Genomic DNA, 14,816 nt, shown 5'->3' with positions numbered 1-14,816 from the left:
CACAGAAGGCTCTACATGAAGTACCGTCAGACCGATAGCCCGCCAGTGGCGGCGGCCAAGGCGTCATTCAGTACGTCGACCGCCTATCGGATCGAGAGAGACCCCCGACTTCCATCGCAAAGGAAGGCGCCCCGCGGCCGGCGACGACCGGACCCGTTGAGCGAGGTGTTCGAGACCGAGATCGTCCCGATCCTGAAGGCGGCCCCTGGCTTACGCCCGGTGGCGGTGTTCAAGGAGATGCTCCGACGTCATCCGGATCTCGGCAGCGGTATCCGTCGTACCCTGGAACGCCGTATCCGTGCCTGGCGGGCGATCCACGGCGAGGAGCAGCAGGTGATCTTCCGCCAAACCCACGAGCCTGGCCAACTAGGGCTCTCCGACTTCACAGACATGGGCGAGTTGGGTGTGACGATCGCGGGGGTCCCGCTCGATCATCGTCTCTGTCACTTCCGTTTGGCCTATTGCGGGTTCGAGCACGCCCACGTCGTGCTTGGCGGTGAGAGCTTCGTTGCCTTGGCCGAAGGCCTGCAGAATGCCCTCTGGTCGCTCGGTGGGGCGCCGCGGGAGCATCGGACCGACAGTCTGTCGGCCGCATTCTGCAATCTCGATCGTGATGCACGGGACGATCTGACGCAGCGATACGAGGCCCTTTGTGCCCACTACGGCATGAGGCCTTCCCGCAACAATCGAGGCGTCGCCCACGAGAATGGCTCGATCGAAGGGCCCCACGGTCATCTCAAGCGAGCAATCGCGGACGCCTTGCTGCTGCGCGGAACTGTCGACTTCGACGATCTTGCCACCTATCGCGGCTTCATCGACGAGATCGTCAGCCGCCGCAATGCCCGCAACGCCAAGCGGATCGATAGCGAGCGCATGGTGTTGCAGGAGCTGCCCGATCGCCGCACCTCCGACTACGAAGAGGTGATCGTCCGCGTGACATCGTCCGGCGGCTTCACCCTGCGCAAGGTGTTCTACACGGTGCCATCGCGCCTGATCGGTCACCGGCTGCGGGTGCGCCTTTACGATGATCGTCTCGACGTGTTCGTCGGCGGCACCCATCTCGTCACCCTGCCGCGTGGGCGGCCGCATCCCAATGGCAAGTACGACCAGGTCGTCGATTATCGGCACGTGATCCATTCCCTGCGGCGCAAGCCGATGGCGCTTCTCAATCTGGTCTACCGAGATCGGCTGTTCCCGCGCGATGCCTATCGGAAGACCTTCGATCGGTTGCGCGAACGCTTGCCGGACAAAAAAGCCTGCCGGATCATGGTCGATCTCCTCGCGCTCGCTCATGAACGCGGCTGCGAGACCGAACTCGCCGGTCAGCTCACCGCCGACCTCGAGGCCGGCCGACTGCCCGACCTCAACCGGCTAGGTGCTCACTTCGCCCCCGATCCCGCCAACCTGCCGAACGTCGTGGTGCAGCTCGTGCCGCTTGCGACCTACAAATGCCTCATCGGTACCGCCGAGACCGGAGGTGCCGCATGAGCGTAACGAACACGGTTGATGCCGCGCGCCTCAATCTGTTGCTCAATGAGCTCCGTCTGCCTGCCATCAAGGTGCTGTGGGCGCAATTTGCCGAACAGTCCGACAAGGAAGGCTGGCCGGCCGGCCGCTTCCTCGCGACCATCGCCGAGCACGAGATCGCCGAACGCGGACGCCGTCGGATCGAACGACACCTTGTCGAAGCACGTTTGCCCGCCGGAAAGACCTTCGATAGCTTCGACTTCGAAGCCGTGCCGATGATCTCGAAGGCGCAAGTGATGGCGCTCGCCGCCGGTGACAGCTGGCTGGGCAAGGGCGCCAATTTGCTGTTGTTCGGCCCGCCCGGCGGCGGAAAGAGCCACTTGGCGGCAGCGATTGGCCTGGCCCTCATCGAGAACGGATGGCGCGTCCTCTTCACCCGCACCACCGATCTCGTGCAGAAGCTCCAGCTGGCGCGACGCGAGCTCACCCTCGAGGCGGCCATCAATCGTCTCGATCGCTTCGATCTCCTGATCCTTGATGATCTCGCTTACGTCACCAAGGATCAGGCCGAGACCAGCGTGCTGTTCGAGCTCATCAGTGCACGCTACGAGCGCCGCTCGATGCTGATCACCGCCAATCAGCCATTCGGCGAATGGAACAGGGTCTTCCCGGATCCCGCCATGACCCTCGCCTATCGATCGCCTCGTTCACCACGCAACCATCGTCGAGATGAACGTCGAGAGCTATCGCAGACGGACCGCCCTCGAACGAAAACGCGGTCCAGGACGGCCGCCATCGCACGCGACACCTAAAACCGTCGCTGATTGACGCTGCGCGACAATCAGAGTTCAACAAAACTCTTGCGCGCGACAATCATCGCGGCAATCATCATCAGGCCGCGACACTGCCTCGCCATCCTGATCGCCGCGCACCTCCTACCCAGATTGCCGCGCTACATCGTCTCCAAGTTTGGCGACCATACGCCGTTCTACCGCCAGTCCGAGATCTATGCGCGCCAGGGCCTGCGGCTTGATCGGGCGACACTGGGCAACTGCGTCGTCAGGGGGATCTTTTCGAGAGCCCTCCAACATACAGCAGCATTCCGATCGAAGCCCACCAGCAGATGCTGGAGCCGTCGCCACGACCACCGTCCCAGCGGACATCGCCAGTCCGGCAGGCCGGACCAGGAACTTAAAAAATAGGGTTAGGCCTCCTTCGCCTGGCCCAGTCGAACGATGTGCCGTCGACCCAGATACAGTGCAGGATTACGGCGATCTTCCGGGCAACGGCTACCTTTGCCTTCTATCCTGATTGCCGTCGTCGATCGCTTACACAAAACTTCGGACATTCCCCAAGCTGAAGGACAAGCGACGCGAGGGCGCCAAAGTGATCAAGCGCTATCATGTTCCAGCCACGCCCTATGAACGCGCACTGGCGCATCCGAGGTTGAGCAAGGTCGTCAAACGGCGTCTTCGAGAGCTTTATCGCACGCTCGATCCTGTGGCCCTGCTGGCCGAGATGAGAGACGCCCAGGCGGAGCTCGGCACGCGCGTCGACGCCCGAGCGGGCAAGCTCGTGGCAGCAGCCAGCCCACCGGTACCGACAACGAACGCAGCAGCGTTCGCGAAGAGGCTCGGCAATGATGTGCATTTGGGGGAGCAGCGCATCATCCATCGGCGTCTGCACAAGCCATACAAAAAGCGCATGAGAATGCCATCAATGCTCGATCCGCACCTCGCCGACATCGAGCGCTGGCTGGCGGCCGAGCCCCGTCTAACCGCGCTGGCAATTCTCGGTCGCCTCGCTGAACAACGCCCCGAACAATTCGGTCCGCCGCAGCACACCATCGTGCAGCGATTGTTGCGATCGCTCAGACGCAAAGCAGCCGAGACGATCATCCCGCGCACGGCTGAGGGTGCGGCACTGGCCGGTGATCCCGGGACTGGGGCCGCCGCTGCGTGTGATGGGCATTCCGCGACGTCCCCCAGTCCCTCCGATCCTGCGAGCAATGACGCAACCTCGGACCGGCTGACAGTGGGGTCTACATCCGTCAAGCGAAAGTAACATCCTCAGGTGAGGCAATACGGGGGGTCAATATTGCAAACGATGACGTAATTGCGGTCAGCGCTCGTGGGCACGAAAAGCTCCATTAGAATCGAGCTCTCGCAATCAACCGATTCGGAGAACCTGTCATGAAGCAATATGTCGGACTCGATGTATCGCAAAAAGAAACTTCGATGTGCGTGGTCAATGAAGAGGGCGAGGTCTTGTTCGAGGGGAAGGCCAAGTCCGACCCGGGGGCGCTCACGGCACTGCTTCGCAAGCGGGCGCCACAGGCGGAGCGCATCGGCTTTGAGACCGGCGCGATGGCGAGTTGGCTGTGGCATGAACTTCGCAGGGTCGATCTTCCGGTGGTTTGCATCGACGCTCGGCATGCCCACGCGGCCTTGTCGGTACGCATGAACAAGAGCGATCAGAATGATGCTCGAGGTCTGGCCGAACTGGTGCGAGTTGGCTGGTATCGAGAAGTCAAAGTCAAGAGCGAGGAAAGTCAGAAGATTCGCGCGATACTCGTCGCGAGATCCCGGCTCGTGGCCATTCGTCGAGATATCGAAAACCAGGTCCGCAGCCTGATCAAAGAATCCGGGCTGCTGTTTCCACGCGCGATAGGCCTGCAGTTCCGCAATCTGGTCCGTGACCTGTTGGCTGACGGTCATCAGCTCCTCGGTGTGATCGCGCCGCTTCTGTCGATCCATGAGCAGATCTGCAAGCAGCAAAGCAAGTTCGACGATGAAGTCCGACAGCTTGCGAGGTCGGATGAGACGACGCGTCGCTTAATGACGGTTCCTGGTGTTGGTGTGGTGACTGCCTTGACGTTCCGGCATACGATCGATGACCCATCGCGATTCCGATCAGCATCGAGCGTCGGCGCCTATCTGGGTCTTACACCGCGGCGCAGTCAGTCTGGCGAAACGGATATCAATGGCAAGATATCCCGATGGGGCGACCGTCTTCTCCGAACTTACCTGTTCGAAGCGGCGACAGTTCTGCTTTATCGGACGAAGAAATGGTCTTCTCTCAAGGCTTGGGGAATGAAGCTTGCCAAGCGGATTGGCATGAGAAAGGCAAAGGTTGCTATCGCGCGGAAGATCGCCCTAGTTCTTCACTGTATCTGGGTAGACGGCACATCGTTCGACTGGGGCCAGGCGAAGGAAGCCTGATCCGATTTGTGAAGTTCCTGGTCCGGTCCGCCGGACTGGCGATGTCCAGCTGGGACGGTGTTGTGGCGACCTCGTTCATTCGGCTGGTGGCGGCTTGACCGTACTCCGCTGCAGACGTTGAGGCACCCGACCCGGACATCATCATGAGGCGCTGCGCGACCTCGGAAAGGACCATGACCCCAGCGACGACGTCAACCGGTCCGAGCGATCCCAAGCCTGGCCGGCAAACCATGTATCACCCGCGCCCGTGCCGTCTCCGCAACCCTGACCAGCTGCGACGGCACGAGCGCTACCACCTTGCCGTTGGAGAGTTCAAAAATGTGAGCTTGACAATGACACATTACCCGGCCGAAATAGGTACGCATCGTCTCAGCGCCCGCCTGGCACGCTTGAACCGCTTGGCATGGGCGTAGCGCTAATGTTTTATCTGGGCGAACTTGCCCACCCTCGCATAGGACTGGAGTAAACGCACCCGGGTGAGCTGCGCCAGCCGCACCAGCTTCTCGCGCGCTCGGTTCAGAAGCTTGGCATCAGTCCGAAACATCACATTCTTGGGCTGCACCGTCGTGTCGACCATCACCCGGGAGAACTCCGACGGTTCGATCGCCTTGGTCCTGACGGCAACCGACAGGCTCTCTTAGCAGGGCCTGAAGCCGCTCCTCGCCCATACGGTTGCGCTAGCGCCTCAACGACGAGTGATCGAACACCAGTAGCCGGTGCTGGAAGAACTCCTCGCCGCAGAAGAACTGGTAATAGGGGTTCTCCACCCAGCGCTCGCACAGGACCTCGTCGGACAGGTCATAGGTGTGCTTAAGGATCCCGAGCCCTGCGATCAAGCGCGTCGGCAGCGGCGACTGGCTAGGACCGTCCGTGTAGACCATTCCGAACGCCTGCTCCAGGAAGCCCCAATCCACCGTGCGCGCCAGCGTCGCCAGCGAATGCTTTCTATCGATGATCTGATCGAGCAGGGAGCGAAACAGATCCTGCTCGCCGGTCTCGCGCCGCTCCCGTGGCCGCATCAAAACCTCCGCTCATGCACTCCGACGAGCAGAGGATCACGATTGAATTCGACGGAATACCTCATTCGATCTTGCAAGGAAATCGGCCTCGCCATCGCGATTGCCGGCAAAATCAATCGCCGGCATTCCTCGAACTAGCCCGTAACTTCAGGCTGTTCGCGTTACTTCACGGGGGACTAGCTTACGAGTGGCGAGCCGTTGGGTTTACGGTATGGCACAGTCGGGCAGCGTGACCTGGATTTTAGCCACGTGCTAGCCGCCTACTCTACTCGGCTGACCGTACGGAAAGAGTAATTCTGCGCGGGAGTCCAAGCGCGATGGGAAAAACGGCGTCTGTCAGGCGTCTAAGCGCGCGGCATTCTTCAGACAAGCGTCCTTCCAAATAGCTGCGATCGTGCTCTGGCAGCTCGCGTTCCAGGAGCTGGCTGTAGCGGTGAATGCGGTTACGATGACTACGCATGGCAGCCAATTCATCATTGATGGGCATCGGCTCTCTTGGCGAATCCGGCAATATCTGCTGGGATCTCCTGCGAAATCCTTGCCAAAGGCTGGCCTGAAGCAGCGTGGACCCACAGTTGTCTTGCATGTGCCGACTTGCTAAGGGCAAACCGATCTCGTAGCTCGCCCAAACAGACCTCGGAACTGCCCAACTTATTAGAATACCTGCCGCCGAGGAGCGTGGTGCGATACGGTCGCTATAGTGTTGCGTTTGCGACAGGACCCGAGCCTTTGAAGACAGGGGCGGCTCGGGCAGGCTAGAATCCATATCGGATGCGACTTGTCGGCGTTTTGCGCTAACTATCGCCGGAAAGAAGGCCGCCAAAGCGCGAATATTGCTTCCGATGGTGATGGAAGCGGACGTGCTCCCCAACAAGGTTGTTCGGTGCCGCATTGGATAATCACGAAGCGTGGGACTGCTTGCGCCGTACACCACGACCACCGTTGAAGTCAGGCAAGCCGGATGCAGTGGCTCGCAACGGGGCCGACCGGCTGCGCCAGAAGGCGATACTGCCATTCGATGTTGTTGCCTTCAGTGCACTTGTCGTTGTCATGATAGACATTCGTTGAATAGGGTTTGATCGAATGGAATGGAGGGACTTTAGCCATGATCGCTCTTTCCTTGTAGGAAGGGGACTATTGTTGCGCGTGCGCCAACGGCGCGAAAATAGCGCCCTGCCGCTGCGCTGAGTAAATCAACAACCGAGGAGGCCGGGATATTTGCCCGTTGTCATTTAAAAGCGGAATACGCGCTCTTATATGAGCGACGGTTCTGAACGAAGGCCCCGTTCGCTCGCTGCCACACGAGCTATGGAATATGGCCGCAGTACAGATCACATCTACATCGAGCGTCACTCACACCCTCGATTTACTGATCCCATACGAACTTCGCACCCTCCGGGACTTCGCACAGGAATTCGTCCTGGTGTTCCGGCTGCGTCATCCCGGCCGCTAGTTTCGACGCCCGCACCGTGAGCTTACCATCGGGGCTCAGATTGTGACGGATGTATTCAGTCACTGGGAGCCCCGATGGTAAGCTCATGGTGAGGACGGTGTGCAACCCCGTTTTTGTATGACTGTTTTCGTGGCCGGCGGCCTCCTCCGATTCGTAAGGCGGCCTTCGTAATGAGAGTATCTCCCGTCGAAACGCTAAAAATGCTGCTGCAGTCAGCGTTTCATTGCTTAAAGGCCGAACATGAAGTTCACCCCGGAGGCACGCGCGAGCACGGAATCTTCTCCTTGGGTTTAAGAGGCATAGGAGCGGCCTATACAGTAAAGCGACTTGCCAGCAACAGAAAACGGGTGACGAGGAAACCTGCATAGGTAATTGCGCCGGCGGATAACCCGATCCAGACTCCAATTGCACCAAAGACCCAGCTCAAGGCGAAACTGACCGGGAAGCCGATTAGCCAGTACGCAAAGATTGCGAACAGAAGCGGTTTTGCCGTGTCTTTCAGCCCACGGAGCCCGCCACCCGCAATGACCTGCGCTGCATCAGCTACGAAAAAGCTTGAGGCAACCATAAGGAGGGATGACGTCAGTCCGATTGCCGTGTCCGTGTCGTTCAGTGACTTGTTTAAGAAAAACGCGGCGATCCGAAAACGCGTCGCAATGACCCCAACCGTCACAAGCGCAGAGGCCAAAACACCGAGCAGGATCGCAGCCAGGCCTGCGCGCTTGATACCGGAGGCGTCATTGTGCCCGACCGCATGACTGACCCGCACTGCGGCCGCCATGCTGATGCCGAAGGGCACCGTGTAGGCGATTGTGGCGATCTGCATCGTAATCTGATGAGCGGCAAGCGCGCTCGGGCTGATCCTACCTACAAGGAGTGCGGCGGCGGCGAACACGCCGTATTGCATGATGACTGCTACCGAGATCGGCGCTCCGATCAAAATGATCGCTCGTAGGAGCGGCCAGTCGAAGTGCCACAGGTGCGCAAGCACCTGGTAGTCGCGGAACGGGCGGCAAGCTATTGCGGGCCATAGAGCTGCTACGAACATGCCCCAATTTACGAGGGCGGTCGCAATGCCGACGCCAAGAAGATCTAGTGGTGGCAGCCCGAGCTTTCCGAAGCCCAGAAGATAAACAATGGCCGCGTTGACCGGGATAGCGGCCAGGGTAATTCGGAAGATCGGTTGCGGCCGTCCCACTGCGCCCATGAAATGTCGAATGGCCTGAAACCACAGCGCTGGCGTCACGCCCCACGCGAGTCCAAGCAGGTACTGCTGAGATAGCCGTGCTGCGCAATGTTCCTGACCGAGGGCGAGCAGAACTTGTTCGCCTGCCGTACAAACAGCCATAATAGGCAACGAGAAAAGCAGGGCCAGCCAAAGCCCCATGCGCAGTGCACGCGGCACATCGGCCGCACCCTTGCCGGCAAGAGATTGTGCCGTCAAAGGTGCGATCGGCGTCAGTAACCCGGCGCCGAACGTGAAGCTTATGACATACAGGGTGGTGGCCAATGCTGCGGCCGCGAGCTCCCGGGGCCCAAGACGACCAACAAAGGCAAGATCCGTCGCCATCATTGCGACCTGAGCAAGCTGCGCCAGTGCCATTGGCCAAGCCAACACCGCGGTCGCACGGAGCTCGACAGCGAATCTACTCAAAACCGTTCGTGTCCTTGGATTGCGACGCAAGGCAGAAAGCTGCTTCATTTGGTGTATTTCGTGCTCGGTGAAGACGCCTGCCCGCCTCGAGCCCACGGTCCCGCGATGTTGGGCGTCGAGTGCAAAAGGTGTTGATTCTGTAAAGAAGGTAGAACCAGGTGCGTCGCAGCCCTCAGGATACGGTGCCCCGGTTCGATGCTAGTGCCGTCATTGGTAGGCCCAAGCGAGCCTGTGTCCGTTGACAACGAAAACGCGATCAACGTGCTAAGGTGCATGTTGGTTTGGAAGAAGACATGATGAACGTACGGAAGCCGCCATAGTGAGCGCCGCGCGCTGGTGCGTCTCTCTCTCCAAGAAAGTATCGCTAACGCTGTCCAGCTAGTCTTGAGGTTAAGTGCGCAGTGTAGGATGCGCCGAAGTGCCGTAAGGTAGTGCTCTGTCATTGGGGCGTTTTCTACCGTCCCGGCAGATGAGCAAGTCCTTTCAAAACCTGTGCCACAATGAAAGTCTGAGTGAATTTGCCGAAGGGAAGGCGCCATGAGGCGGACAGCTGTCGCATCTGCGACAGTCCCCGTTGGGAAGAGCGGGGCTGCTGGGTCACTCAGGGCTGGCACTTGCGGTCAATCCAACCAGCCGCGCAGAGTGTCACGGTCAACTCTTTGTGGTCCAAACAACCTAACGATTAAAGCCTCAAGTCAGCTTCGGGCCATGACCTCCTGCGGTTCAAAGCCTGAGGCGGCTGTAATAATAACTTGAAACCAGTTACTGAGTAGTATCTAGGTGTTTCTTTCGGGTTATTCGCAGTGCCAGTTCGGCGTTTGCCTCGCAATGTTAAACGTGAATAGCGATTTGGCGCCATGCAGCTTGTAGTCATGGCTCCTTGCGGCTGGGTGGCCAGGACGCATCGGCAACATCGGCGCGCTGCGGCCCAAAGCATGACTTGAGGCTACTACTGTGTGTCCGCACACGAAACGATCCTTGGGGAGCCCTAAAATCCGACGGCATCGCGAATGTCGATCAAGACGTACGGATCGGTCGAGCCTGAATCTCTCTGATCCGAGGCGCGGGGAGCCGGAAGGCCGGCGAATGCGGTGCATGTCGATACCGGCCGCCGCTGGCCTTTACCGTGCCGCGAAAACTCCGATGGTTGGTCGTCTTGGGGCAGTTTCCCTCGCGCGATCACCGGCTTCGATGCGGGAATCGGGCGCCGCCACTTCTCCCATTTCGGACTTCAGGTCCATGTGGTCGTCTCCTTCTGGTTCTGCCCTCTGCAAGAAAGCCAACACGACCCGGGTTCGCAGCTAGCCTGCACTGTATTTCGACCCTCGTCAGCGACTTCAGGTCGATCTCCATCATCATCATGATCGCGATATTGGGACAACCAAGTCTGTGGACCGACATCAGATAAGTCGTCGCCGGTCAGTAAGCCGATTCCAACACATCGAATGGGATTGAGTTTAGTTCTCCGATTGCGAGCTTGTGTTGCAGGAAAAGGGGGCCGACGCGCCTTGCCATAATGTCGACGCGGGCTCCAGAGTGGTGAAGCCGGATGAAAAGGTACCCGCGTGCGGCGGACAAACACGAGTGTCAGAAAAAGCATAGTAGTTGTCAGAGCAGCTGAGGTGTCTCTTGCGTTTCTACACTGTCCCAATTTGTATGAAATCGGCACGCGCTTTGCTCTGAGGCAAGGCAGGGCACGTGTCTCGGGCATGTCCAGCCAACGGCCGGATCGTCGACGTCGCCCTTCTCCACTAAAGGAAGAGCGATGTATCAGCCGTCTAAACGATTTCGGGGTATTATCTCAGGTAAGAGGCGCCGCCGTCATTCTGAGGTTTCAGATCGCGCAATTCGCGTTGCTGGGGGGCTCAAGCGCTTCGGCATTGGGAAAGGGGACAGTGTATGCATCTTAATGCGGAATGATATCGCATTCGTCGAAGTTACCGATGGGATCATGAGAGCCGAAGCCCTTGCAGTACCTGTAAACTGGCATTTCAAGCGACAGGAGATCGGGTACATTCTGGCCGACTGTGGAGCACGTTTGCTAATAGGCCACGCGGACCTCTTGCATTTGTTGGATGCCGATCTCGCTAGCAGATTGCCAATTCTAAGCGTTCCGACGCCGCCCGAAGTAGCAGAGGCGTACAAGATTGAAGGGACGCGCCTCAAAGTGCCGCACTTCGCGCGGGATTTTGAAGAGTGGATAGCGGATCAGCCGCTCTTTGCAGGAGCGCCCGCGCGGCAGCCGATGACGATGATCTACACCTCAGGAACGACTGGTTGTCCTAAAGGCGTGCGTCGTAGCCCACCAACCAGCGAGCAGGCGATCGGATTGGAGGAAATGCGAGCCATAGTCTATGGATCTGGCACTCGCGCGCTACTCCCAGGCCCGCTTTATCATTCAGCGCCGAATTTATTTGGAATGTGGTTCAGCCGCCGCGGTGGTGCGCTTGTGCTGATGCCGCGGTTCGAGCCTGAAGAGTTGTTGCGGCTGATAGAGGCGGAGAGGATCGACACCATCTTGATGGTGCCGACTATGTTTATTCGCCTTCTGCAGCTGCCCGACAGTATTCGACGAAGCTATGATCTCGCGTCCTTGCGACACGTAGTCCACGGGGCTGCGCCCTGCCCCCCGATCGTGAAGAATGCCATGATAAATTGGTGGGGCCCCATTATATGCGAGTTCTACGGCTCGACGGAGGCCGGTGCGGTAACATTTGCGAGTTCGCGAGAATCACTTGCAAAGCCGGGAACGGTCGGCAAGCCGCTAGAGCACGTTCAGCTGCGTGTGATTGGTGCAGACGGAAGAGAATTGTCGGCCGGACAAATAGGAGAAATCTGTTCACGCAACGTATGGTACCCACGGTTCAAGTACCACAATCGACCTGGGAGCTCTGCCGAGGCCGATGACGACGGTTTCACTGCTTCCGGTGACCTCGGTTATATCGACGCTGATGGATATGTATTTCTTTGTGACCGAAAACGGGAGGTTGTAATCTCAGGCGGTGTCAACATTTATCCCGCGGAGATCGAAGCGGCTCTCCATATGATACCGGGCGTTCAAGACTGTGCTGTGTTTGGCGTTCCGGACGCGGACTTTGGCGAGGCACTGATGGCGGTGATCGAACCGCGCCGACGGGAGGTGCTTAGAGTCCATGACATCCGCGAGAAGTTGAAGACGGTGTTGGCGGACTACAAGATTCCGAAAATAATCGAGATCCGGACCAGCCTTCCGCGTGAAGAGTCTGGCAAGTTATTCAAGAGGCTGCTGAAAGATCCTTATTGGGAGAAGTCAGGACGCAGGATTTGAGAGGACTCGAGACGGAACAAAACCCCGCATCTGAAAAGGCACTGTTCTGCCCGTGGGCCCTCGGCTTGAGGGTCGCTAGCTACAATTGGTTGCCGTCATGGATCTCCTCTGTCGCAAGGTCGTCAGTTCGGGATGCGCGATGACAGAAGGGTTGATTGGTCCTCTCTACGCTGACTGTGGCCGCGACGAAGCGGCTGGATGGGTCTACCGTTCGATGAGGTGTCCACTCCGACTTACCGACGTCGTAGTGCTAGGATGGTGGCAGATAGACTTAGAAGTCGAAGTCTCCAATGGAAGCGTTTCGTGCAGCCTCGACAGGCGCGGTCGACGATCCTGGTGCAAGGTGAAGCTGTCCCGTTTGCATCGTGTCCACGTTAAGCGTTTGCCTCCGTCTACTCCTCTCACTGTGGCGGCACGTTAATTGCTGCTTGCTTGGAGAGGCTGCGCAGGCCGACGACTGTACTAAGGCGGAGAGCACTCTGCCCGCGCACCACATCACAGCGCAGAGGAGTTGAAGTTGGACCCCAATACATCACGACAGGCCTCCCGCCAGAAGGATTTGTACAAGGTCGGCGAAGTGCCGCCCCTCGGACACGTTCCCGAACGTATGTACGCGTGGACCATACGGCGCGAGCGCCACGGGCCGCCAGAGAGTTCGATGCTGGTAGAAGTGGTGCCGACTTGGCCGATCGGCGAGGATGAAGTATTGGTCATGGTCGCTGCTGCAGGCATCAACTATAACGGAGTGTGGGCGGCGTTAGGGGCGCCGATGTCCCCCTTTGATGTGCACCTATGCTCCTATCATGTGGCCGGATCGGATGCGGCTGGAGTGGTTTGGGCGGTAGGAGCAAGGGTGCGCCGGTGGAGGGTTGGGGACGAGGTGGTCATCCACTGCAATCAGGACGACGGGGATGATGAGGATTGCAATGGTGGCGAACCGCTCCTCTCACCTTCCCAGAGGATCTGGGGATACGAGACGCCTGATGGTTCTTACGCCCAGTTCTGCCGCGTGCAGCCACGGCAATTGATGCCGAAGCCAGCTCACCTCAGCTGGGAGCAGGCCTGTTGCTACACGCTAACGCTTGCAACGGCTTACCGGATGTTGTTCGGACACCCGCCGCACATTCTAAAGGCTGGCGACTACGTGCTGATTTGGGGTGCTACGGGCGGGCTCGGGGTATCTGCAGTGCAGCTTGCAACAGCATGCGGCGCCAATGCAATCGGAGTCGTTTCCGATCGGACTAAGGCCGATTATGTAAGATCGCTTGGTGCAAAGGGTGTTATAGTCCGCACTGAATTCAATTGCTGGGGCCCTATGCCGGCAGTAAATTCACCTCAATACGGGCCTTGGCTCAAGGAGGTGCGGCGGTTTGGAAGGGCAATTTGGGATGTTACTGGAAAGCGCGATATCGATATTGTGTTCGAGCATCCAGGTGAGCAAACATTCCCCGTCTCGACGATCGTCGTAAAGCGCGGTGGCATGGTAGTCGTTTGCGGCAGCACAACAGGTTTCAATCTTACCTTCGATGCCCGTTATATCTGGATGCGCCAGAAGCGAATTCAAGGTTCTCATTTCGCGAATCTCAAACAGGCAAATGCTGCGAACCGTTTTGTGCTCGATCGCCGAATCGACCCGAGTATGAGCGAGGTCCTGCCGTGGGAGGAAGTTGCGCGAGCGCATACGAAGATGTGGAAGAATCAGCACAGGCCCGGAAACATGGCTGTTCTGATCAATGCGCCGCGAATCGGACTACGAAATTTGGAGGACATTTTATCCGCGGCTGCGTTGCCTTAACCGTAAGCGCAGTTCTGCGGCTTTTGACTGGCCCTTGACGCCTATTTTGTTCGCGTCGCGCGTCGCCGCGGTTTCCATGTGTCGGACAGCGCGTTGACGGCGGCTTCGAGCGCCTTCCGGTCGACGATGTTGGGATCGAACCGCGCCGGACCCCAGAGGCGCATATGTTCGTGGTCCGGATGGGCAGGGTCTCTGATGGCTTCAAGGTATTCGGCATAACCCGGCGCACCGCCGACGTCTTCCGGAGGACAACGACCGGCGGCTTCGAGCAAGAAGGGAAGTCCCTCCGTCGTGGTGTTCTCGAACCATTTTTCGAGCTTGATCACATGGTCCCAGCTGTCGCCGAAGTCATAGAGATAATGGATCGTCTTGGCGCCAGTCTCGCGAACGACATCGCAAGGCCGCGCTTTGCTGGCATCCATGGGCTGGTGGGCGTAATCGTTGTGAGGATCTGGAATCCCCCAACGGACCTCACCAGCGAAGAACTCGAAGAGGTGGCTGTTCGTCCAGCCAAATGCCGCCTGAAGCGACAGATGCAGCCGATCCAAGCGCAGGGTGACGGGTACGACGAGGCGACGCATCACCTCCGGTTTCACGTCCTTGAGGTCACCTTGATCCGGACCGCGGTCGTGTTCAGGCTCATGCCGCCAGCCTCGGATCGTATGGAAGCATCGTGTAGATCGATGCCCAAGGGAGCAGTTCGTCCAGTCGCGCCGCAGGCCAACCATTGACGAGATTGGCGAGAACATCAGCGAGCCAGTGCTCGGCACTGACGCCATTGAGCTTACAGGTTTATGCCGCCCGCCGAACTATGCCGAACGGAGTTGGTATGGCACGCCGTTGTCACGCTGGCACCGCCGATCGCGTGCAGGGCAGCCCCATTCCATTCGGCATAGTCTG

At 58.8% G+C, this 14,816-nt stretch carries 8 protein-coding genes and 5 pseudogenes; 7 read left to right on the top strand and 6 right to left on the bottom strand.

Translation table 11 applies throughout. From position 1 onward, the window contains the following. Window positions 1-15: 15 nt before the first annotated feature. From istA to XH91_RS35980, 3 genes and pseudogenes are all read left to right on the top strand, one after another. Entirely contained in the window at window positions 16-1,488 is a 1,473-nt protein-coding gene (istA, locus tag XH91_RS35995) for an IS21 family transposase (protein WP_128955187.1), read from the top strand. Beyond that, window positions 1,485-2,283, top strand: a pseudogene (istB, locus tag XH91_RS35990) (IS21-like element helper ATPase IstB); the annotation flags it as partial. The gene istA and the pseudogene istB, both read left to right, overlap by 4 nt. A 140-nt stretch (window positions 2,284-2,423) precedes the next feature. Next, a pseudogene (locus XH91_RS35980) lies at window positions 2,424-2,526 on the top strand (IS66 family transposase); the annotation flags it as partial. A gap of 132 nt (window positions 2,527-2,658) precedes the next feature. Here the strand turns inward: XH91_RS35980 and XH91_RS39725 are convergent. Then, window positions 2,659-2,769 (bottom strand): annotated as a pseudogene (locus XH91_RS39725) (IS110 family RNA-guided transposase); the annotation flags it as partial. A gap of 84 nt (window positions 2,770-2,853) precedes the next feature. On the opposite strand from XH91_RS39725, the gene XH91_RS35975 reads away from it, so the two are divergent. Continuing rightward, entirely contained in the window at window positions 2,854-3,531 is a 678-nt protein-coding gene (locus XH91_RS35975; RefSeq protein WP_128955123.1) for a hypothetical protein, read from the top strand. 128 nt (window positions 3,532-3,659) lie between these two features. Continuing rightward, complete coding sequence (locus XH91_RS35970) at window positions 3,660-4,688, top strand: IS110 family RNA-guided transposase (protein WP_128929876.1); 1,029 nt, start codon at window positions 3,660-3,662, stop codon at window positions 4,686-4,688. Window positions 4,689-5,026: 338 nt separating this feature from the next. Here the strand turns inward: XH91_RS35970 and XH91_RS35965 are convergent. The 3 genes and pseudogenes from XH91_RS35965 to XH91_RS35955 all read right to left on the bottom strand — a co-directional run. Then, window positions 5,027-5,707, bottom strand: a pseudogene (locus tag XH91_RS35965) (transposase); the annotation flags it as partial. A 948-nt stretch (window positions 5,708-6,655) separates the two neighbouring features. Next, window positions 6,656-6,814: a hypothetical protein gene (locus tag XH91_RS39185; protein ID WP_164934297.1), complete on the bottom strand. Its 159-nt coding sequence runs from the start codon at window positions 6,812-6,814 to the stop codon at window positions 6,656-6,658. A 656-nt stretch (window positions 6,815-7,470) separates the two neighbouring features. Continuing rightward, on the bottom strand, window positions 7,471-8,763 hold the full coding sequence (locus tag XH91_RS35955) for an MATE family efflux transporter (protein WP_237867200.1): 1,293 nt from the start codon (window positions 8,761-8,763) through the stop codon (window positions 7,471-7,473). A gap of 1,816 nt (window positions 8,764-10,579) precedes the next feature. Here XH91_RS35955 and XH91_RS35950 point away from each other — a divergent pair. Beyond that, window positions 10,580-12,121: an acyl-CoA synthetase gene (locus XH91_RS35950; RefSeq protein WP_128929873.1), complete on the top strand. Its 1,542-nt coding sequence runs from the start codon at window positions 10,580-10,582 to the stop codon at window positions 12,119-12,121. Between the two features lie 517 nt (window positions 12,122-12,638). Continuing rightward, complete coding sequence (gene ccrA, locus XH91_RS35945; protein WP_232995631.1) at window positions 12,639-13,916, top strand: crotonyl-CoA carboxylase/reductase; 1,278 nt, start codon at window positions 12,639-12,641, stop codon at window positions 13,914-13,916. A gap of 41 nt (window positions 13,917-13,957) precedes the next feature. On the opposite strand, the gene XH91_RS35940 is transcribed toward ccrA, so the two are convergent. Continuing rightward, complete coding sequence (locus XH91_RS35940; protein ID WP_232995630.1) at window positions 13,958-14,512, bottom strand: plasmid pRiA4b ORF-3 family protein; 555 nt, start codon at window positions 14,510-14,512, stop codon at window positions 13,958-13,960. 43 nt (window positions 14,513-14,555) lie between these two features. Continuing rightward, window positions 14,556-14,708: pseudogene (locus tag XH91_RS35935) on the bottom strand (transposase domain-containing protein); the annotation flags it as partial. Window positions 14,709-14,816 lie beyond the last annotated feature (108 nt).

The organism is Bradyrhizobium guangzhouense (assembly GCF_004114955.1).
GTDB classification, from domain to species: domain Bacteria; phylum Pseudomonadota; class Alphaproteobacteria; order Rhizobiales; family Xanthobacteraceae; genus Bradyrhizobium; species Bradyrhizobium guangzhouense.
This window is presented reverse-complemented; position numbering and strand designations above follow the sequence as displayed.

Bases quoted from the DNA above. Each gene is read 5' to 3' on its own strand.
- XH91_RS35955 (WP_237867200.1), bottom strand. From the start codon at position 8,763: ATGGCACTGGCGCAGCTTGCTCAGGTCGCAATGATGGCGACGGATCTT.
- XH91_RS39185 (WP_164934297.1), bottom strand. From the start codon at position 6,814: ATGGCTAAAGTCCCTCCATTCCATTCGATCAAACCCTATTCAACGAAT.
- istA (WP_128955187.1), top strand. From the start codon at position 16: ATGAAGTACCGTCAGACCGATAGCCCGCCAGTGGCGGCGGCCAAGGCG.
- XH91_RS35950 (WP_128929873.1), top strand. From the start codon at position 10,580: ATGTATCAGCCGTCTAAACGATTTCGGGGTATTATCTCAGGTAAGAGG.
- XH91_RS35970 (WP_128929876.1), top strand. From the start codon at position 3,660: ATGAAGCAATATGTCGGACTCGATGTATCGCAAAAAGAAACTTCGATG.